Raw genomic sequence first — 18,970 nt, 5'->3', positions numbered from 1 at the left:
TTCACCTCCTACTATTCAATATAAGCAATTTGATCTACAACAATTTCTGGTGCCAATTCACTAATACATAATACTTTAGCTTCTATTTGATAACGTTCAAGAAGTCTCACAATCGCAAACCTGAAATCTTTTCTACGCGTTAATAATACTGGCTCTCGTCCCATTAAACGAGCTTGTTTGAAAACGCGCTGTACTTGTTCTACTACACGCGTTTCTAAATCTAAATCCCAGTTTAATAAATAACCTTGGTATGAATTATTAACAACATCTGCATCTAACTCAAGCGAATCAGCGAAAAGTGCTGCATAAATTTTCCCATCAGGATTTTTCGCACTCTCACAAATAACTTTTGAAATACATTCACGTACAAATGCAGTGACACCATCAACATGGTTTTGATAAATTTCTTTCCCATCAATAATACCTTCAATAATCGTTGGTAAATCACGGATTGAAATTCCTTCTTTCAGCAGTTGTTTAATAACATTTTGAACGAGTGATAAATCAATTTCTTTCTTCTTAATCTCTTCTAATAAAACGCCATTATCATTTTCAAGCGAGTGAATCAAGTCTTTCACATGTTGACGCTGAATTAACTCATGAAGGTTACGTCTAACGACTACATCTAAATGCGTAATTAATATGCTAAGCGGCTCTAACACTTGATACCCTTTCATTTGTGCATCTTGTACCATATGCTCCAAAATCCAATATCCATCTTCACCAAAAATTGGATCTTTCGCTGGTTCTGCATCTAAATCAGCCATTACGTTCGGTGTTTTCAGTGCTAATAAATAACCTGATTTTAAAACACCTTCAGCAGCTTTCGCACCTTTAATACGAATAATGTAGCGTCCACGTGGTCTAAAACTCGTATTATCTTTAAAGTTAATTCCAGGAACGTTAATACCAAGATCAGTAATAATTGATTTCCTCATTAGAACAACTTTATCACGAGCTGTTTCCCCGTTAATTTTCTGCTTTACAAGTGCCGCTAAATCTAAACCGAGTTCTACAATAATCGGATATTTATCTGTAAAGACGCCGAATGAATCTTCCACTTGCTGTAATTGCTCATCCTCGCCTTGAATCATTTCTAATTCTTTTTGAAGCTCGTCTTCTTTTTCTTTCTTTATTCGCTTTTTATTACGAACTCCTAAGAAAACAATCGTGCCTCCAACGAGAGCAAAGGGTAGAAATGGTAACGGTGTAAAAACACCCATTGCGATAAATAAACCACCGAGTGCATATACAACAACTTCATGCGCTAATAACTCTTTAAAGATTCCTTCAGTTACTGTATCAGCTGAACCGTCAAATACACGCGTTACGATAATACCTGTTGAAATCGCAAGCATTAACGAACCGATTTGGTTTACAATTCCGTCACCGACAGTTAACTGTGTATAGTGAATAGCCGCATCTGCAAAGCTCATTCCTTGCTGCATCATACCAACAATTAAGCCGAAAATAATGTTTACGAATAAAATGACAATCCCGAAAATAACGTCCCCTTTAATGAACTTTCCGGCACCATCCATCGCTCCGTAAAACTCTGTTTCCATATTTAATTTTTTTCGTTTCGCCTGTGCATCTTTTTCTGTAATAAGACGCTGATTCAAGTCAGCATCGATAGACATTTGTTTCCCTGGTAAAGAATCAAGTGTAAAACGAGCTGCTACTTCAGCTGTACGAGACGCACCGTTTGCAACGATAAACTGGAATATGATTAATACTATAAAAATAACGATACCAATTAATAAGTTTCCGCCAATTACGAACTGGCCGAACTCTTCAATAACATGACCCGCATTTCCGTCTGTTAAAATCGCTCGCGTCGTCGAAACGTTAATCGATACGCGGAAAATCCCGATTAATAACAACATCGTCGGAAATGACTTTAATTCATCCCACTCGTTAATACTTGTAGCTCGCATATAAATAAGCACTGACATACTTAGTAGAAAAACGATAACGATATCAAGTATAAATGGTGGAAGTGGAATTAAGAGCGCCACAACGAATGACGCTGCTAAAAAGATAGAAAAATAGGTTCTTGCAGAATCCATCTTAAACAAAGAGATCCCCTCCAAACGCGCTATTATACTTCAAGTTCTTTCGTTTGAATTAAATAGCGCATAACTTCAATTACAGCTACATATAAATCTTCTGGAATCGTCTCATCTTCCTCGACTTGATAATATAAAGAACGAGCGAGCGGACGGTTCTCTACCATTGGTATTTCTTGTTCACGGGCAAGCGTTCGTATATATAATGCGAGCTCATCTTCCCCTTTTGCAACGACAATTGGCGCCGCATCAATTTGTTTATTGTAACGAAGCACAACTGAAATGTGCGTCGGGTTGTTCACAATAAACGTTGCGCCATCCATCTTCTTCGCGATTGTCCCTTGCAAGATGGCATGCATAAAGTTTTTTCGTTTCCCCTTTACTTGCGGGTCCCCTTCATTATCTTTATGCTCCCTTTTCACTTCTTCTTTTTTCATCTTAATATCTTGTTCGTACTCCCATTTTTGATAAATGAAATCAATAATTGAAAGAATGATTAAAATAATTAAAATGGCTAGAAAGATAAATTTAATTTGGCTAATAATTTCAGTAAGTGACGCTGTCCAGTTAAATCCAATCATACTAACAATCTTCTCTAAATTCTTTTTAAAGAGAACGTAAGAAACGTAACCGATTAATCCCATATAAAATAGTGATTTCAAAATATCTACTAAACTTTTACGACTAAACAATCTCGTAAAATAGTTTTTCGGATTAATACGTGATGCTTTCGGCTTAAGTACTTTAGAAGAAAATAAGAAACCAACTTGAATCATATAATTGAACAAATGAAAAGCATATACAAGTATTAATATAGGAGCCGATACTTTCAGAAGTAATATGCCCATTAAATAAAAATACTCGGTCGAATCTGTATTTTTTCCAATTTGATCAAACAGTACCGCTACGGAATGTGCGATCTCATAACCGAGCCAATCTCCGAAAAAGTAAACGACAACTGCTAATACAAGAATGGAAAATAAATTATTTAAATCTTTACTCCGGGCGATATTCCCTTCTTCACGCGATTTTTTACGCTTCTGCGGGGTGGCCTTTTCTGTTTTATTATCCTTTGCCATGCGCGTCCCCCTACTTCGTTAAGAAAAAGTTAAATAGTTTCGTATACTCTTCCAGTAATACGTCTGTCATATTTTTAAACACATAACCGAGCATCGGTACACTCATCGCAATAAACAAAATACCACACGTTATTTTAATTACGTACGCATTCATAAAAACGTTTAATTGCGGTGCATTTTTTGCGATTAAAATAAGGACGAAATTAATAATGAATAGACTGCCCATAAGTGGCAAAGCAATTTCAACCGCTGATGTAATTGCAAATAATAACGTTGCGAGTAGACTATCTAAAAAACTAGTCGTCAACAATTTTGAAATCGCCTCTGTATATTGAAACGACTTTAAAATCGTGGCAACGAAATAGTTAATGCCGCCAAGTGAAATAAAAATAATAAGAAAAAATATATCAAAAATTGTTGATAGCAAAGTGGACTGTGACCCTGCATTTACATCAAATAAACTCGCCTGTGATAAACCGATATCAAAGTCTAAAATATGCCCTGCCATTTTCGGAATGTTCCACAGCATCTCTACAATTTTTGAAAGTGATAACCCAATTACAATTTGCGTTCCTGCATAAGCTGCTACATCCCAAACTGTCTTTATGTGAGAGACATCCACTTGATCTGCCACTGTAATCGAAAGAGCGAGTCCAAATGTAACCTTTGCCATCGCCGGAATTGATCGGCCTGAGAAAAACGGTAGAAAATATAAAAATGAAGTAATGCGACAAAACGCAAAAAACGTCGCCGCCCATAATTCCATATTCATTTCAGTTCACCTATCTTAGTACGAACGCAATAGCGATGGGATTTTATCAAATAAATCTAAAATAAGCATCGTTAACTCTTGAAACATCCACGGACCTAAAATGATAATAACGAGCACAATACTCGCCATTTTCGGTAAAAACGTCAACGTTTGCTCTTGAATTTGCATCATCGCCATAATAACGGCGATAATAATAACGACAATCATACTTACAACGGCAATCGGCATTAAAATCATAACCCCTTTATAAAAAAAGGTTTGGAAAATATCTATAATTGGTGACGTATTCATTTATATGACTCCTATCACATAGCATCAAACGTTTCAGGCGACCGTTTTAAACATAATATCGACGATTTTTGTATATCCACCTAAATATACGAAAACAAGTATTTTAAATGGTAAACTTAAAATCATCGGCGGTACCATCATCATCCCAAGGTACATTAAAAGTGTACTAATAATTAAATCAATAAAGACAAACGCTAAATAAATGAACATCCCTGTAAGTAACCCTTTTTGAATTTGCGTTAACGTAAAGGATGGCACAAGCGTAAACAATGAAAGATCCTTTAAATCTTTCGGCAACTCTTCTCCACGCACTTTCAGCATCATTTTCAAATCATGCTTATACGTATGCTTCGACATATAATCTTTCATAATCGGAGCTGTCGTTTCCGCAGCTTGACTTACTGTTATTTTTTCTTTCGTCATCGGGTCCCACACATCACTCTTTAATTGACCAAGCACTGGCTGCATTGTAAACAGCGATAAAAATAATGCGAGTCCAACAAGCACTTGGTTCGGTGGTAAATTCATAACCCCAAGCCCTTGACGAGTAATCCCAAGAACAATCATAAAATAAGTAAAATGCGTAAATAAAAGAACGATAGAAGAAGATAATGATAGAAGGGTAACGAGCGCGAATAGTTGTACACTTGAATTACTCGTAAACTCTTTTCCATTTTCGAAATTAATAAAGCCGTTCGGGGCTGCATACGCTGGATTTACAAAAACAAATGAAAAAATAATAGAAAATGCGAAAATAACGGCAAATAACGATAACTGTTTCTTTATTCTCATGATGGATCCTCTACTTTTTTCGTTTCACTCTTCACCGCGTCTTCTAGCGCTTGTTGAAACTGATTTCCTGTTCCTGTTAATTGTACTGATTGTACACCGTTATTACTTATAACAGTAAAAACTTGCTTCCCATCCACTTCAAATAAAAAGGCGCTCGTTTGATGATTTAAATAAACACCATCTTTCACTTGAATATGGCCGTTTTCACCTTGCTTAAAAAACTGCTGTTTGCGCGTCTTTTTCGTCATATAATATGCACCATAGCCGAGCGCACCAAACAGTAAAACGACTTGAAATAAGGTCGTCATATACGACATATGACTCCTCCTCTACTCTTTATCTTGCATTTGATTTTGCGCCTTCATAAGCGCCGCGTGTTTCTTGTCAGCTTCAATTTCAGAAATAATAATGCCAAACTTCTCGTCCATTACTATAGCTTCACCAATACCGACCTTCATATCACTTAAATATACATCTACTTTATGTCCTAAATTTTTCTCTACTTCAAGAACATCGCCAACTTTTAATTGTTTCACATCGCCAAGCTGAATCGATGACTTCCCAAGCTTTACACCAAGTTCAATCGAAATATCCGAAACGGTATCAATATGCGCTTTACCTGCTTCATTTCGCTTCCCTGCAAATTCTTCTAATCCCATTAATGACACAGGAGATACTTCATGCTTCATATGGATCCTCCTACTCTATAAAACTTTTAAATAGGAGCGCCTTACGCGTTCCATCTTTCCCGATAAAACAATTAAATTTATGTTTTCCATCTACATAACCACGTAGTTGGTCTGAAACCTTTGTATGAAGCGGAATAATATCGCCTTCTTCAATTTTCTCAATCTCACCAATCGTCATCTTTTGCTCACCAATCGCAACGTGAACAGGTTTGTACACTTGATTTACTTTCACTTCTACTTCAGACGTATACTTTTTACGCTTATCCGAAGAATGTTCGACAATATTTTCAGACGTTAACTTATCCATAATTTCTTCAACAGATAAGAACGGAATACCGATACGAACTGTCGTATTCCAAAACTCTGTTTTCATATTTACATTCAGTAATGAAATAATATCGCTTGGCGTTGTAATCTTCAGCGCATTCGGATCTGTCTCCGTCGTTACAAACTTCGGTTCAATCGCAACAACGCTTTCAAATGATTGCTCTAAATTTTTACAAAGAAGCAAGAATATATTATCAAGCGTTAAAAATTCAAACGCCGTTAGCGGTCTACGCATCGTAAAGTTACGCTTACTATCTCCACCAAGCCAGCATTCATGAATATAAATGACGAACGCTAAATCAATCTCAATAACAATTTCTCCAAGCTCTGGTAAACCTAGATCTATCACGCAATATAAATAATAATCTTTCGGCATTTTCTCTACATACTCACTCGTAAATGGAACTTGCTCAACAGTAGAAGGCTCGAGTTCAATTGGAATACGCATACGCGCTGACAACGTCTGTGACGTCTGCTTTCCAAATGTAGACGCAATCGCCTGCAAACTACGTAAATGTTCAACACCAAACTTCTCTGGTCTATTAAAATCATACTCTTGAAATTTATCTTGCTTCCCTGCTTCTTGTGCGAAAGCTGGCATTTCCTCGCCTTCATTCACCGCCTTCAGCAGGGCATCAATTTGCTCTTGGCTTAATTTTTCGCCACTCATGACAATCCCCTTCCCTACCTTTTCAATTCAACGATTTCAACGTACATTTTCCCATTCTTCGTCAAAATCTTTCCGGTTCCAATCTCTTCATTCTCAAGCATAAGACGCACCGTATTTTTCGTTGAATTTTCAAGACGATACAATGTACCTTTCGTAATATGAAGCAGATCTTCAATTTTCTTTTTCGTATTTCCGATTTCAAAATAAATTGTTAACGGAATATCATCTTGTAATTTCAAATCTAGCCAACTCCCATATCATGTTCACGAAAATTTCATGTTCTCTCTATATATGAAATTTTCTATTTCGAAACGTCGATATTTAATATTTTTTTAATATATCCTTGCGTTTCTTTAAATGGTGGTACGCCTCCGTACTTTCTCACATTACCAGGACCAGCATTATAAGAAGCAAGCGCCAATACGAGATCACCGTTATTTTTCTTTAAATAACCGCTTAACTCTTTCACACCGCCCTCAATACTTTCAGCTGGTGAAAATGGATTTTTTATACCCATCTCTTTCACATTCGCTGGCATAAGCTGCATCAGCCCCATCGCCCCTGCATGTGACACCGTTTTTGGATTAAAATTAGACTCTACTTCAATCATTTTTTGAATTAACGTTTTCGGAATTCTATATGTATTACTTACGCGATCAATAATATCCTCATACTTACCTTCATTTGAAGAACGTATTTTCTGAATATTATATTTATTCGTTAATCCCCACGTATCAGCAGGCTCATTTTTCGTTTCTGAGAAACGTCGCTCAAACTCTTTTTGTGCAACTTGCACTTCATCTACTTTCTTCGTTTCAGCTTTCTCCGTCTCCTCAGGCTTACTCGCTTCCTCTACTTTATTAATAGATTGTTCCGGTTTATTAACAACCGTTTCTATTTTCGTAGATTGTACCGGCTGACTCATATCTTCTACTTTTGCCGGCTCTTTAGCAACTTTCGTCTCCTTCGCAGATTCACTCTGCAATTGATCTTGAAAACGGCTACTAACGAACGCTTGCGGACTACTTAACTTTTGCTGAATTTGTCCTTTTTTATATGCAAGAACTTCTTTTACTATATTTCCAACTACCATAATATCACCTTTTCGGTAAACAAAGATAATCTAATATTAGAGTTTTTTTAAAAAGTTTGCAATAATCCTTTTAATAATATTTTAATAAAAAAATGAATAGATTGTTAAACTGTTATTTTTTTATATTCATTAATTCGAATTTTTAGTTGACACCCGTTGTAGCAAGGCTTACAATAAATCTCGAAATCGATTTTTTCGCATATTACCGTTTTTCAATTTGCAGAAAAGTCAATATAAAAAAATGGGGGTTCTTAACATGAGAATTAATACAAACATTAATAGCATGCGTACTCAAGAGTACATGCGCCAAAACCAAGCAAAAATGAGCAACGCTATGGACCGTTTATCAAGCGGTAAACGTATCAACAACGCTTCTGACGATGCAGCAGGTCTTGCAATCGCAACTCGTATGCGTGCTCGTGAAAGCGGATTAGGTGTTGCAGCTAACAACACACAAGATGGTATGTCATTAATCCGTACAGCTGATTCAGCTTTAAACTCTGTATCTAACATCTTACTTCGTATGCGTGACATCGCTAACCAATCTGCAAACGGTACGAACACTGGTGACAACCAAAAAGCATTAGATAAAGAATTTTCTGCATTAAAAGAACAAATCGATTACATTTCTAAAAACACAGAGTTTAATGATAAGAAATTATTAAATGGCGAAAACACTTCAATCGCTATTCAAACTCTTGACAGTGCTGACACAGCTAAACAGATTAACATTAACTTAGCTGATTCTTCTACTTCTTCGCTATTAATTGATAAATTAAGTATCTCTGGTGCTGGTGCTGGTACAGCATTAGCTGGTGTTGCTACTGGTGACATTAGTGCTGCAGGTACTAAACAAGCAGCTCTATCTGGTCTTACTGGCACAAAAACTACAGATGAGTTAAACGATGCTGTGAATGAGTTTAAAACAGAATTTGATAAAGTTAAATCTGGTCTAAGCGCTGAAAATGCTGATAAAATTACTGCTGCCATGGATAAATACACAAACAACAAAACTCTAGACAACGCTAAAGCGATTGGTGACCTTTATAAAACTATGGCACCAGCAGATAGCACTGTTGTTGGTACTGCTGGTACTAAGGGTCAAGCATTAATTGATTTAAATGCTACTGCTACTGGTGATACAGCTACCAAAAGACAAGTTGCTGTAGATGCATTTAAGACTGATTTCGATAAAATCAAAGGTGGTCTAAACGCACAAGATGCAGCTAAAGTTACAGCAGCACTTGATAAATTCAATAAAGCTGACGGTTCTGGAAATACTTTGGAGAACGCACAAGAAATCGGTAAAGTATTTGCAGAAGTTGCAGCAGGTTCTACAAAATCTAATGCTTCAGATGCAATTAAATCGATTGATAAAGCCCTTGAAACAATTGCATCTAACCGTGCAACTTTAGGCGCTACATTAAACCGTCTTGACTTTAACGTAAACAACCTGAAGAGCCAATCTTCTTCTATGGCTTCAGCTGCTTCTCAAATCGAAGACGCTGACATGGCGAAAGAAATGTCTGAAATGACTAAGTTCAAAATCTTGAACGAAGCTGGTATCAGCATGCTTTCTCAAGCAAACCAAACTCCACAAATGGTTTCTAAATTATTACAATAAGCCATTTGATTTAGCTTCATGAATGAACCTCTCTACTTGCGGAGAGGTTCATTTTTTCTATATAGATGAATTATTTGTAAAACCTTTCTTTTTTTAGGTGGAGGAGAGCATAGGTCCCTTTTCTTTTCATAACCGTTTTTGGGCATTAAGACCATATATAAATAAGGAGTGTCTATTATGCGTATTGATACAAATGTTTTGAGTATGAATGCTAGGCAGTCGTTGTATGAGAATGCGAAGCGTATGAATGTTGCCATGGAGCATTTAGCGACTGGTAAAAAGTTGAATGATGCTTCTGATAATCCGGCGAACATTGCAATTGTAACTCGTATGCATGCGAGAGCAAGTGGTATGCATGTGGCGATTCGTAATAATGAGGATGCGATATCGATGCTTCGCATGGCAGAAGCTGCCCTTCAAACTGTGACGAATATTTTACAGCGTATGCGTGATTTAGCTGTTCAATCTGCGAACGGTACAAATTCAAATACAAACCGTAATTCGCTGAATAAAGAGTTTCACTCTTTAACAGAACAAATTGGCTATATCGGTGAGACAACTGAGTTTAATGATTTATCCGTATTTGACAATCAAAACCGTCCTATTACGTTAGATGATATCGGTCATACGGTACATATCACGAAACATATTCCCCCTTCCCCTACACAACATGACATCAAGATTTCAACAGAACAAGAAGCAAGAGCGGCGATTCGTAAAATTGAAGAGGCTTTACAAAATGTATCACTTCATCGTGCTGATCTCGGTGCGATGATGAATCGTTTACAGTTTAATATTGAAAATTTAAATAGTCAAAGTATGGCCTTAACAGATGCTTCTTCTCGAATTGAAGACGCGGATATGGCGCAGGAAATGAGCGATTTTTTAAAGTTTAAGTTATTAACTGAAGTTGCACTTACTATGGTTTCACAGGCTAATCAAATTCCGCAAATGGTTTCTAAGTTACTACAATCTTAAATATAACCTTTAAAACTATTGAAATAACTCTATAAAAAATAAAAAGCGGGATACATACGTGTATGTATCCCACTTTTATATCAACTTATCCGTTATAAATTAAATCCTCCGCTAAAGAAGTAAAAATCTCCCCAACAAGCGAGTCTTCATCATACACACATGAGCCCTTATTTTCTTCACGTTTTGCAAAAGGTATTTGGGCGATTACTTCTGTTTGCAGTTGTTCTGCTAACATTTCACCACCGCCTTTTCCGAAGAGATAGTTTCTTGAGCCATCTTGTTCTTCGTAATATGCCATATTTTCAACAATACCTAAAATATCGTGTTTCGTATGTTTTGCCATTACTCCTACTCTAGACGCGACAAATGAAGCTACACTATGAGGAGTTGTAACGATTATTTCCTTCGCTTGTGGAATCATTGCAGCCACATCTATCGCAACGTCTCCTGTTCCAGGTGGTAAATCAAGAAGTAGATAGTCTAATTCTCCCCAGTGCGTGTTCGCAAGGAAGTTTTGAATCCATTTGTTTAACATTGGTCCTCGCCACATTACTGGGTTATTACCATCTGTGAAGAATCCCATCGACATAATTTTAACACCGTGACTAACGACTGGAATTGCCGTTTGATCGATCATCGTTGGCTTTTCTTTCGTTTCCATCATCGCTGGGATACTAAATCCATATATATCTGCATCTAAAATCCCAACCTTTTTGCCCATACGAGCTAAAGCAGTAGCAAGGTTACTCGTCACAGTTGATTTTCCAACTCCGCCTTTTCCGCTTGTTATAGTAATAAAACGCACCCCTGAATCAGATCGAAGCATACTAGGCATACCTGTTTCTGTTCTAGCCTCTTTCTTTAAAGATGCTGTTAATGTTGCTCGTTCTTCTGGCGTCATTGAACCGAATGTTAAAGAAACTTTTGATGCCCCAATATTTCGAAGAGATTCTTCAATATCTTGTTGAATTTTTGCTTTCAACGGACAACCTTGTATCGTTAAAACTACTTCTAGCCCAACTTCTGTACCATCTATTTTTATATTTCTAACCATATTTAGTTCCACAATACTTTTGTGTAACTCTGGATCTTCGACATGGCTTAACGCGTTCATAATCTGTTCGTGAGTAATCATCATACACATTCCTTCCATTGTAATTATTTTACCTAGTGAAAAAAGTCTCCGCTTTTCCCACCCGTTTTTTGAACTAAATATGTTTCTTTCATGACCATCGTTTTATCAACAGCTTTACACATATCGTAAAAAGTAAGGGCGGCGATTGATACGGCCGTTAATGCTTCCATTTCTACACCTGTTTTACCGCTGCATGTTACTGTCGCTCGTATGATTAATTCATAGCCATCAGTTTTCTTTTCATAATGAAACGTAAAGTCTGTTCCTTGGATTAATATCGGGTGACACATCGGGATTATATCCGCTGTTTTTTTAGCACCAATTATGCCAGCAACTTGTGCTACTTGAAGCGGGTCTCCTTTTTTCAACCCACCACTTTGAATTGCTTCAAATAATTCATTTGATAAAGAAATTGTACTTTGCGCAACAGCTGTGCGTGTTGAAATGTCCTTTTGAGAAATATCAACCATTTTAGCTCTTCCCTCTTCATTCCAGTGCGAAAATTCACTCATAATGATCCTCCTTAACGTATGAAAATTTTGATACTCGAATAGAAAAAATTAACCTCCACTTACAGGCGGGATAAACGCGACAGTATCTCCAGCTTTTACAATATTTTCGTCCGTTACAAATTCTTCATTAATTGCCACCATAACTGTATCCAGCGTCTGTAATTGAAAGTAATCTTTTAGCCATTTTTTCAATTGCTGAACATTCATCTCTCGTTTTTCTATTATTACTAATCTCTCTAAACCAACTTCTTCTCGTAAATTTGCGAACAGTAAAATTGTAATCATCTTCTCATTCTTCTTTCTCTGGTTTTCCTTCTGGATATGGAGTATTTTCAAGTTGCTCTCCAATCCATTTCGTTCCATCTTCCCAAAATTCTTTTTTCCAAATTGGGACGATTCTCTTTATACGTTCAATTGCGTATTCATTCGCATCGTACGCTACTTTACGATGCGGCGACGATACTGCAATGACAACGGCAATATCCATTATTTCTAGTCTTCCTACTCGGTGCGTAATTGCTATTTTTGCATCTGGCCACTGTTTCTTAATTTCTTCTCCAATTTCAGTAAGCTTTTTTACTGCCATCGGTTTATATGCTTCATAATCAAGATGTAACGTTCGTTTTCCTTTCGTTAATTCTCTAACCGTTCCAATAAAAGTTGTAATTGCTCCCGCTTCGCGTCTTGCTACTTTATTCGTTACTTCTTCAACTACAATCGGATTATCGACAATTTCAAATCGTGCTTGTCCCATCAAAACCTCTCCCCACTTTACGGAATGTCCAAGGCCATTCACTACCTTCGTTATCTTCTAATAAAAGAATGTCTACAAACATCCCTTTCTTATATCCTCTCGTTCCGCCCTGTAGGACGATAAAAATGTTTGATTCTGCTAATGAAGAAACGGAACTAGATTTATCAAATCCTGATGGATAAGCGATTAGTTGTCCTTCGTTATACTGAAGCTTACCTCGTACAAACCTTGTAAATGGATTAGGTTTTAGAAAGTCTTCTCCGAGCATTGCTTTTTCTCGTTTTACATGTGGTTTTTCGCTAAACATATACGCACGAATGCTAGGTTTTACGAATAATTCAAAACCTACATAGCAAGCAGATGGATTACCTGATAATCCAAATAATAATTTTCCGTTTAATTGCGCTACAGTCGTGACGCTACCCGGCCGCATGGCTACTTTATTAAAAAGAACTGATGCGCCTAACCTTTCGTATATAGCTGGCAAATAGTCATAGTCGCCTACCGAAACACCACCAGTTGTAATTAACATGTCAACTTCGCTTAACGCTCTTTTCACTGCTTCGTAGCACGTATTAAAATCGTCACTAAACTTCCCGAAGTATTTTACTCTTCCACCTGCTCTTCGAATTTGAGACGATATCATATACGTATTACTATTTCGGATTTTCCCAGGTTGTAGTTCTTCATTTACATCGAGAAGTTCACTCCCAGTCGCTAATAGTCCAATTATGGGCTTTTTCGCTACTGGAACTTCGCTATAACCGAATGTAGCAAGAAGAGCTGAAATACCTGGATTAATGTAACTACCTCTTTTTGCGAGAACGGTTCCTTTACGTGCGTCTTCACCTTGAAAGGATATATTGTCCCCTTCTTTAAATGAGCGTCTCACTTCCATATAGCTTTTTCCGATATTGTTATATTGACGATGACGAGTCAGTTCTAGCATGACGACCGCGTTACATCCTTTCGGAATTTGTGCCCCTGTCATAATTCGAACTGCTTGAAGCGCTCCTACTTCTGTAGGAAATACGGAACCTGCTCCAATTTCACCAATTACTTCAAATACGATCGGATTCTCACGACTTGCTCGCGAAGTATCTTCTGCCCTAATAGCAAATCCATCATATGGCGAGCGATTGAAAGAAGGCACATCGTGATCCGCCACTAAATCTTCTGCTAACGTACGTCCGTATGCTAATTCCAGTGGTACTAGTTCTTTTACACCACAATTAGCAAATTCCATCACTTTACGAACAGCCTCTTCAACTGTAATCGGTACCCTTCTTTCCATCATTACCAATCCCTTTCTATTAGCCTAATAACCGATAGTATAGTTGTTTTGCTTTTTGAATTTCATTCATGCCATGAATGAATACACGACCATCATGAAAAATGACGATGCGATACTCTTCTAATTGGCAAGAGAGCAAATACGGATTCCGATCAACTTTCCCGTGATTCTTTAATACTTTTTCTAACTCATCAAAGTTGTAATGTCTATTATGCGCTGGTCTAATTTGAACTGTACTTCTTCCACATAACACAGCTGTCTTCGTTTGATTTTCGTATGATAAATAAGGATAAGTTCTATTTGTTCCGCACGAAGGACAGTCTTCCGTTTTGATTTTTCCTAGTTTGATAGAATGATATTGATTACTCCATATATCAAACATTAAAAAAGTTTTCCGAACTGCTTCATAGTCTTCTACTAAAATTTTGAATGCTTCTGCCACTTGGTACGCTGCAACGATTTGAACAGCTGGACTAATAATTCCAACTGTGTCACACGTCGCCCCTGTGACAGGAACACTTTTCAACACACAATGTAAGCACGGTGTTTTCTTCGGAATAATTGTATAGCTCATGCCATAACTTCCGACACAAGAACCGTAAATCCAAGGGATATTATGTTTTTGTGATATATCATTGATTACAAACCGAATATCGAAATTATCTGTGGCATCAATAATGACATCGACACCACCTAATAAAGCTTCCATATTATCTACTTTTGCATCCATTACTAGCGCTTGCATTTGCACGTCTGAATTAATTTGTTTGAGACGATTCTGCGCTGCGATTGCTTTTGGCAACTTTTCTATCGCATCTTGTTCAGCGTAAAGTTGTTGCCGCTGTAAATTGCTCCATTCTACGTAATCGCGATCAATAATCGTTAATTTCCCGATACCTGCACGTACAAACGCCTCTGCACTTGCACTTCCTAACGCACCTGCCCCTATTATTAATACATGCTTATTTCTAATCTTCTCTTGCCCTTCTTTTCCAATAGGAGTGAACAGCTGTTGTCGTGAATACCGCTCTATCATGAGGTGCCTTCCTTTCATATACTGTTATTTTTTCAATACATCTTCTTCGGTAGCACTTTGTTTCTGATAACAAGAAAAATAAGCGAATCCAACAAATCCAGCTCCGCCAATTACATTTCCGATAAAGACAGGCACAAAGTTTTTCGCAAGATCCATCCACGTAAGGTGACCCGCAAAAATCACGGCTGAAATGACAAACATATTTGCTACTACTTGCTGAAACCCAATTACGACAAACGCCATAATCGGAATCCAAATCCCAACAATCTTTCCGATTAAATCGTTCGTTCCGTATGCTAACCAAATTGCAAGGCAAACGAGCCAGTTACAGCCAATTGCCAAAATTAAAGTTCTCCCGAAAGATTCATGTAACTTATCTTGAGCTATCGCTATCGTTTTATTTAAATAGGCACCTTCAGTTAACCCGCCAAGATGACCGAAACAATACGCTACGAAAAGCGCACCTGCGAAGTTCGTTAAAGTGATCCACGTCCAATTGTTTAACACATGTTTCAATGAAATTTTCCGTGCATACAGTGCCATGGCCATCGACATCATGTTTCCCGTAATTAATTCTCCTCCTGCTAAAACAACGAGCATAAGTCCTATAGGAAAAACTGCTCCTCCTATAAAATTGACTAAACTTCCCCACTGCTCTGGTACATTACCTAGAACACGAATATTAAGTAAAAATCCTAACGAAATGAATGCTCCTCCTAAAAAACCAAGAATAAGCATCGCTGATAGCGGTTGCCTCACCTTTTGAACACCGGATTCAATCACAAGCGCAGCAATTTGTTCCGGTTTATGAAATGCCATAACCAATTCCTCCATTTTTCTCATCTAAAAAAAGCAGCACCAAAAACCCTTATCATCGTAAGGATTTTTGAATGCTGCTTAATCTCTCTGCATATCTCTTACAGAAATATCAATCATCATTTTTACTATACTCATAGAAAGTGTACAAAACTTGCACATTTCCCACTATTTACGTTAACAAAGAGAATCTACATTCTTAGTAGCTTCTCAGCCACCGATATGCGACATTTCAATTTTCGGCATTGCTTTTTTATTCGTATTGCTTAACCGTTCATCTGAATAACGGTCTGAACGATTATTCCAAATGTCACGAATAACATTAGTAATCTCCTCATCCGTATATCCAAAGCGAAGTAATTCTTTAAGATTGTTTCCTTTGGACGCAAACAAACATGTATACAATTTTCCTTCTGCTGAAATACGCGCTCTTGTACATGATGAACAGAACGAATCCGTTACAGATGAAATAATTCCTATTTCTTCATCACTACCGATATAGCGATAACGTGTCGCAACTTCACCAGGATAGTTCGCCTCAATACGTTCAAGCGGCATCACTTTATGAATCATCTCTACTATTTCTTGCTTAGAAACTACTTCGCCTAATTCCCAGCCGTTAAAATTTCCGACATCCATATATTCAATGAACCGAAGGATATGCTTATTCTCTTTAAAGTACTCTGCCATCTGAACGATGTCTTGTTCATTTTTCCCTTTTTGAACAACCATGTTCATTTTAATTTTCATTCCGGCTTCCGCTGCAGCCTGTATTCCCGCAAGAACCGTTTTTACTTTACTTCTATTCCCATTTAAATAAGAGAATCGTTCTTCATTTAACGAGTCTAAACTAACTGTCACACGAGATAAACCCGCCTTATATAAATCTGGAGCAAACTTTTTAAGTAATGATCCATTTGTCGTTAAACCAATATCCTCTACTCCTTCAATTTCGTTTAACCGCTGTATGAGTTCAGGTAAGTCTTTTCGAAGTAAAGGCTCTCCCCCGGTAATACGTAGCTTTCTTACACCTAAAGAAACGAAAATACGTGTAATCCTTTCAATTTCATCAAAAGATAAAATTTTATCATTAGACAAAAAAGAATAATCACGACCAAATATTTCTTCTGGCATACAATATCGACAGCGAAAATTACAGCGATCAGTAACAGAAATACGTAAATCCTTTAAAGGACGATCTAATTTGTCTAATGTAACAGATTTCATGATTATTGCCTCGTTTCTACTTATTTTATATTTATAATCCGCTCTGGATGCGTATATACATTTAAAGATTTATTACGAATGAAGCCTATTGTAGTAATCCCTAACTGCTCCGCTAGTTCTAACGCTAACTCAGTTGGAGCTGATTTTGACAATATTACTTCACAGCCAATTTTCGCAACTTTTAATAGAATTTCAGAAGAGATACGTCCACTAAAAACAATAATTTTATCACCAATCGAAATGTTATTTTTTAAACAATAGCCGTAAATTTTGTCTAAAGCGTTATGTCTTCCTATATCCATGCGGCTTAAAACAATTCCACTCACATTACATAAAGCTGCATTATGAACGCCGCCTGTATGTTGAAACGTAGACGCAGATTGCTGCATATCATTCATTAACCGAAAACAATCCTCGGCAGAGATCTGTACGCGAATATCATTCATTTCTTTCGCAGTCAGCGCATCGTTCGCAAAAACAAACCCTTGCCTACTCATTCCACAGCACGAAGTAATATAACGTTTGTTTTGTATGTCACGATAATAAGGATTGATTTTCGTCGTTTTTACATGTACATAGCCTTCTTTTTCTTGCATCCATATTTCATCAATATCTTCATACTTTCGGATAATGCCTTCAGAGGCTAAAAAGCCAATTACCATATCTTCAATATACTCTGGAGTACTAACCATTGTAACAAATTCCTGGCCGTTAATTTTAACCGTAACAGGAAACTCTGTTACAATGCTGTCCTCTATATGTTTAAATTCCCCTTGCTCATATTTAAAAATTTTCCGTTCCACCTGAATCGATTTCACGATGAGCATCCTTCTCTCACGTTATATTTTTATCAAAAACAAACACGGAAACTGCAATATCTTCATCTACTTTCATATCAGAAAACAGATGAACTAACTTCGCACCAACAAGTTCTTCTAAATGTTCATGAGGATTAGCCACATACACTTCTTGAATCATTTTCGTTCGAGCCATATGAACCATTTCCGCCCCATCCGTAGTTCCCGAAATAAATTTCTCAGTAGGTGTTAAATTCCCATAAAGTGTTGCAATCGCCATGTTCTCGGTAAATACAGTATGAATTCTTTCCGGCCCTTTCCCGAACAACTCTTTTCGAAGCTTTCGGATCATATCATTAAATTCATGTACCATTTTTGACATACTCTCATTCCTTCCTAGTTATTCCATCACAACTATTTTAACAAAATGATCATTTCGTCTAAACTATTTAATAATGAGACGAAATGGATCATCTTTTACAATTACCTCAAGTACGCAAACAACATATGAAATACTATTATTGTTGCTTATCTATTCTTCTTTTAACCCTTTACCCATACCTTTTAAGAAATGAAGACCAAATCCGATAGCACGATTAATATCTGGATCCTTCAGTACTTTCATAAGGTCTAATATTCCTACTTTTTTATTGCTTTGCAAATGCTGGTTTCCTTCATCCATACCTGTCAATACGCTACCTATAAGCTTTTTCGTAAGTTCCGGATCAAGTTCTGTTAAAGCTCCTGCAGCGCCCATCATATTATTAATTAAATTTGTAACTGGTTCACGAGTGACTTGGCCTAGAACGATTTTTGCGATTGGTTCTTTCGCTTTCAGCATAGAATTTGCTGCTTCCAGCACCCCAATGTCATTTAATTCACCTACTATATTAAACATTTGATTTAAGGCATCTTCATTATTAGCTAGCAGTTCTTTTAAGTCTTCGAGTTTTTGTTGTTTTATGTCTTCCTCAGTTAGCTCCTGCTTCTGGACCGCTTGAATAGGTGCTGCCAT

Annotated in this window: 23 protein-coding genes; 2 read left to right on the top strand and 21 right to left on the bottom strand. The window is 37.1% G+C overall.

Going from position 1 to position 18,970, the window contains the following annotated elements; genetic code table 11:
- Nucleotides 1-11 precede the first annotated feature (11 nt).
- The 10 genes from flhA to JFU23_RS24150 all read right to left on the bottom strand — a co-directional run bounded on the left by flhA (nt 12) and on the right by JFU23_RS24150 (nt 7,782).
- Nucleotides 12-2,078: a flagellar biosynthesis protein FlhA gene (gene flhA / locus JFU23_RS24195; RefSeq protein WP_085310244.1), complete on the bottom strand. Its 2,067-nt coding sequence runs from the start codon at nt 2,076-2,078 to the stop codon at nt 12-14.
- A gap of 23 nt (nt 2,079-2,101) precedes the next feature.
- A complete protein-coding gene (gene flhB, locus JFU23_RS24190) occupies nt 2,102-3,148 on the bottom strand; it encodes a flagellar type III secretion system protein FlhB (protein ID WP_085310243.1) in 1,047 nt (348 codons plus the stop codon).
- Nucleotides 3,149-3,158: 10 nt separating this feature from the next.
- Nucleotides 3,159-3,920, bottom strand: a complete 762-nt coding sequence (locus tag JFU23_RS24185; protein ID WP_001055697.1) for a flagellar biosynthetic protein FliR — start codon at nt 3,918-3,920, stop codon at nt 3,159-3,161.
- 15 nt (nt 3,921-3,935) lie between these two features.
- The gene (locus JFU23_RS24180; RefSeq protein WP_002011993.1) at nt 3,936-4,211 is read right to left on the bottom strand and encodes a flagellar biosynthetic protein FliQ; all 276 of its coding nucleotides are present in this window, start codon (nt 4,209-4,211) and stop codon (nt 3,936-3,938) included.
- Nucleotides 4,212-4,244: 33 nt separating this feature from the next.
- Entirely contained in the window at nt 4,245-5,003 is a 759-nt protein-coding gene (locus tag JFU23_RS24175; protein ID WP_002126633.1) for a flagellar type III secretion system pore protein FliP, read from the bottom strand.
- The gene (locus tag JFU23_RS24170; RefSeq protein ID WP_000121176.1) at nt 5,000-5,320 is read right to left on the bottom strand and encodes a hypothetical protein; all 321 of its coding nucleotides are present in this window, start codon (nt 5,318-5,320) and stop codon (nt 5,000-5,002) included. Before JFU23_RS24170 ends, JFU23_RS24175 begins: the two co-directional genes overlap by 4 nt.
- A gap of 12 nt (nt 5,321-5,332) precedes the next feature.
- The gene (gene fliN, locus JFU23_RS24165) at nt 5,333-5,692 is read right to left on the bottom strand and encodes a flagellar motor switch protein FliN (protein WP_002064660.1); all 360 of its coding nucleotides are present in this window, start codon (nt 5,690-5,692) and stop codon (nt 5,333-5,335) included.
- A 10-nt stretch (nt 5,693-5,702) separates the two neighbouring features.
- Nucleotides 5,703-6,689 carry a flagellar motor switch protein FliM gene (fliM, locus tag JFU23_RS24160; RefSeq protein ID WP_002086450.1) on the bottom strand — a complete coding sequence of 329 codons (987 nt, stop codon included), beginning with the start codon at nt 6,687-6,689 and terminating at the stop codon, nt 5,703-5,705.
- A 14-nt stretch (nt 6,690-6,703) separates the two neighbouring features.
- Nucleotides 6,704-6,928 carry a flagellar motor switch protein FliN gene (locus tag JFU23_RS24155; protein ID WP_000775712.1) on the bottom strand — a complete coding sequence of 75 codons (225 nt, stop codon included), beginning with the start codon at nt 6,926-6,928 and terminating at the stop codon, nt 6,704-6,706.
- 62 nt (nt 6,929-6,990) lie between these two features.
- Nucleotides 6,991-7,782, bottom strand: a complete 792-nt coding sequence (locus JFU23_RS24150; RefSeq protein WP_085310241.1) for a lytic transglycosylase domain-containing protein — start codon at nt 7,780-7,782, stop codon at nt 6,991-6,993.
- A 256-nt stretch (nt 7,783-8,038) separates the two neighbouring features.
- Between JFU23_RS24150 and JFU23_RS24145 the strand changes: the two genes are divergently transcribed.
- Together JFU23_RS24145 and JFU23_RS24140 are read left to right on the top strand one after the other, a co-directional pair.
- Nucleotides 8,039-9,406: a flagellin N-terminal helical domain-containing protein gene (locus JFU23_RS24145; RefSeq protein WP_085310239.1), complete on the top strand. Its 1,368-nt coding sequence runs from the start codon at nt 8,039-8,041 to the stop codon at nt 9,404-9,406.
- A 177-nt stretch (nt 9,407-9,583) separates the two neighbouring features.
- Nucleotides 9,584-10,384: a flagellin N-terminal helical domain-containing protein gene (locus JFU23_RS24140; RefSeq protein WP_085310237.1), complete on the top strand. Its 801-nt coding sequence runs from the start codon at nt 9,584-9,586 to the stop codon at nt 10,382-10,384.
- A gap of 85 nt (nt 10,385-10,469) precedes the next feature.
- Here the strand turns inward: JFU23_RS24140 and JFU23_RS24135 are convergent, their stop codons facing one another.
- The 11 genes from JFU23_RS24135 to JFU23_RS24085 all read right to left on the bottom strand — a co-directional run bounded on the left by JFU23_RS24135 (nt 10,470) and on the right by JFU23_RS24085 (nt 18,970).
- Nucleotides 10,470-11,522 carry a P-loop NTPase gene (locus JFU23_RS24135; protein WP_085310235.1) on the bottom strand — a complete coding sequence of 351 codons (1,053 nt, stop codon included), beginning with the start codon at nt 11,520-11,522 and terminating at the stop codon, nt 10,470-10,472.
- A 29-nt stretch (nt 11,523-11,551) separates the two neighbouring features.
- On the bottom strand, nt 11,552-12,031 hold the full coding sequence (gene moaC, locus JFU23_RS24130; RefSeq protein WP_201032866.1) for a cyclic pyranopterin monophosphate synthase MoaC: 480 nt from the start codon (nt 12,029-12,031) through the stop codon (nt 11,552-11,554).
- A 48-nt stretch (nt 12,032-12,079) separates the two neighbouring features.
- On the bottom strand, nt 12,080-12,316 hold the full coding sequence (gene moaD / locus JFU23_RS24125; RefSeq protein ID WP_201032864.1) for a molybdopterin converting factor subunit 1: 237 nt from the start codon (nt 12,314-12,316) through the stop codon (nt 12,080-12,082).
- A 4-nt stretch (nt 12,317-12,320) separates the two neighbouring features.
- Nucleotides 12,321-12,785, bottom strand: coding sequence for a molybdenum cofactor biosynthesis protein MoaE (locus tag JFU23_RS24120; RefSeq protein ID WP_201032862.1), 465 nt, complete (start codon nt 12,783-12,785; stop codon nt 12,321-12,323).
- A complete protein-coding gene (locus JFU23_RS24115) occupies nt 12,766-14,079 on the bottom strand; it encodes a molybdopterin molybdotransferase MoeA (RefSeq protein ID WP_201033310.1) in 1,314 nt (437 codons plus the stop codon). Before JFU23_RS24115 ends, JFU23_RS24120 begins: the two co-directional genes overlap by 20 nt.
- A gap of 19 nt (nt 14,080-14,098) precedes the next feature.
- Entirely contained in the window at nt 14,099-15,115 is a 1,017-nt protein-coding gene (locus tag JFU23_RS24110) for a molybdopterin-synthase adenylyltransferase MoeB (RefSeq protein ID WP_201032860.1), read from the bottom strand.
- 24 nt (nt 15,116-15,139) lie between these two features.
- Entirely contained in the window at nt 15,140-15,934 is a 795-nt protein-coding gene (locus JFU23_RS24105) for a formate channel (RefSeq protein WP_151304690.1), read from the bottom strand.
- Between the two features lie 207 nt (nt 15,935-16,141).
- On the bottom strand, nt 16,142-17,158 hold the full coding sequence (gene moaA, locus JFU23_RS24100; protein WP_201032858.1) for a GTP 3',8-cyclase MoaA: 1,017 nt from the start codon (nt 17,156-17,158) through the stop codon (nt 16,142-16,144).
- Between the two features lie 20 nt (nt 17,159-17,178).
- Complete coding sequence (fdhD, locus tag JFU23_RS24095; RefSeq protein WP_201032856.1) at nt 17,179-17,976, bottom strand: formate dehydrogenase accessory sulfurtransferase FdhD; 798 nt, start codon at nt 17,974-17,976, stop codon at nt 17,179-17,181.
- Nucleotides 17,977-17,992: 16 nt separating this feature from the next.
- On the bottom strand, nt 17,993-18,337 hold the full coding sequence (locus tag JFU23_RS24090; protein ID WP_002012015.1) for a Na-translocating system protein MpsC family protein: 345 nt from the start codon (nt 18,335-18,337) through the stop codon (nt 17,993-17,995).
- A 150-nt stretch (nt 18,338-18,487) separates the two neighbouring features.
- Entirely contained in the window at nt 18,488-18,970 is a 483-nt protein-coding gene (locus JFU23_RS24085) for a helical membrane plugin domain-containing protein (RefSeq protein ID WP_098776897.1), read from the bottom strand.

This window comes from Bacillus sp. TH50 (genome assembly GCF_016650565.1).
Taxonomy (GTDB): Bacteria; Bacillota; Bacilli; order Bacillales; family Bacillaceae_G; genus Bacillus_A; species Bacillus_A mycoides.
Note: the sequence above shows the minus strand (reverse complement) of the source record. Positions and strands in the feature narration are given on the sequence as shown.

What these genes read in the sequence shown, in the direction of transcription:
- flhB (WP_085310243.1), bottom strand. Translation starts at nt 3,148, where the DNA reads ATGGCAAAGGATAATAAAACAGAAAAGGCCACCCCGCAGAAGCGTAAA.
- JFU23_RS24185 (WP_001055697.1), bottom strand. Translation starts at nt 3,920, where the DNA reads ATGAATATGGAATTATGGGCGGCGACGTTTTTTGCGTTTTGTCGCATT.
- JFU23_RS24180 (WP_002011993.1), bottom strand. Translation starts at nt 4,211, where the DNA reads ATGAATACGTCACCAATTATAGATATTTTCCAAACCTTTTTTTATAAA.
- JFU23_RS24175 (WP_002126633.1), bottom strand. Translation starts at nt 5,003, where the DNA reads ATGAGAATAAAGAAACAGTTATCGTTATTTGCCGTTATTTTCGCATTT.
- JFU23_RS24170 (WP_000121176.1), bottom strand. Translation starts at nt 5,320, where the DNA reads ATGTCGTATATGACGACCTTATTTCAAGTCGTTTTACTGTTTGGTGCG.
- fliN (WP_002064660.1), bottom strand. Translation starts at nt 5,692, where the DNA reads ATGAAGCATGAAGTATCTCCTGTGTCATTAATGGGATTAGAAGAATTT.
- fliM (WP_002086450.1), bottom strand. Translation starts at nt 6,689, where the DNA reads ATGAGTGGCGAAAAATTAAGCCAAGAGCAAATTGATGCCCTGCTGAAG.
- JFU23_RS24150 (WP_085310241.1), bottom strand. Translation starts at nt 7,782, where the DNA reads ATGGTAGTTGGAAATATAGTAAAAGAAGTTCTTGCATATAAAAAAGGA.
- JFU23_RS24145 (WP_085310239.1), top strand. Translation starts at nt 8,039, where the DNA reads ATGAGAATTAATACAAACATTAATAGCATGCGTACTCAAGAGTACATG.
- JFU23_RS24140 (WP_085310237.1), top strand. Translation starts at nt 9,584, where the DNA reads ATGCGTATTGATACAAATGTTTTGAGTATGAATGCTAGGCAGTCGTTG.
- JFU23_RS24135 (WP_085310235.1), bottom strand. Translation starts at nt 11,522, where the DNA reads ATGATGATTACTCACGAACAGATTATGAACGCGTTAAGCCATGTCGAA.
- moaC (WP_201032866.1), bottom strand. Translation starts at nt 12,031, where the DNA reads ATGAGTGAATTTTCGCACTGGAATGAAGAGGGAAGAGCTAAAATGGTT.
- moaD (WP_201032864.1), bottom strand. Translation starts at nt 12,316, where the DNA reads ATGATTACAATTTTACTGTTCGCAAATTTACGAGAAGAAGTTGGTTTA.
- JFU23_RS24120 (WP_201032862.1), bottom strand. Translation starts at nt 12,785, where the DNA reads ATGGGACAAGCACGATTTGAAATTGTCGATAATCCGATTGTAGTTGAA.
- JFU23_RS24115 (WP_201033310.1), bottom strand. Translation starts at nt 14,079, where the DNA reads ATGGAAAGAAGGGTACCGATTACAGTTGAAGAGGCTGTTCGTAAAGTG.
- JFU23_RS24110 (WP_201032860.1), bottom strand. Translation starts at nt 15,115, where the DNA reads ATGATAGAGCGGTATTCACGACAACAGCTGTTCACTCCTATTGGAAAA.
- JFU23_RS24105 (WP_151304690.1), bottom strand. Translation starts at nt 15,934, where the DNA reads ATGGCATTTCATAAACCGGAACAAATTGCTGCGCTTGTGATTGAATCC.
- moaA (WP_201032858.1), bottom strand. Translation starts at nt 17,158, where the DNA reads ATGAAATCTGTTACATTAGACAAATTAGATCGTCCTTTAAAGGATTTA.
- JFU23_RS24090 (WP_002012015.1), bottom strand. Translation starts at nt 18,337, where the DNA reads ATGTCAAAAATGGTACATGAATTTAATGATATGATCCGAAAGCTTCGA.
- JFU23_RS24085 (WP_098776897.1), bottom strand. Translation starts at nt 18,970, where the DNA reads ATGGCAGCACCTATTCAAGCGGTCCAGAAGCAGGAGCTAACTGAGGAA.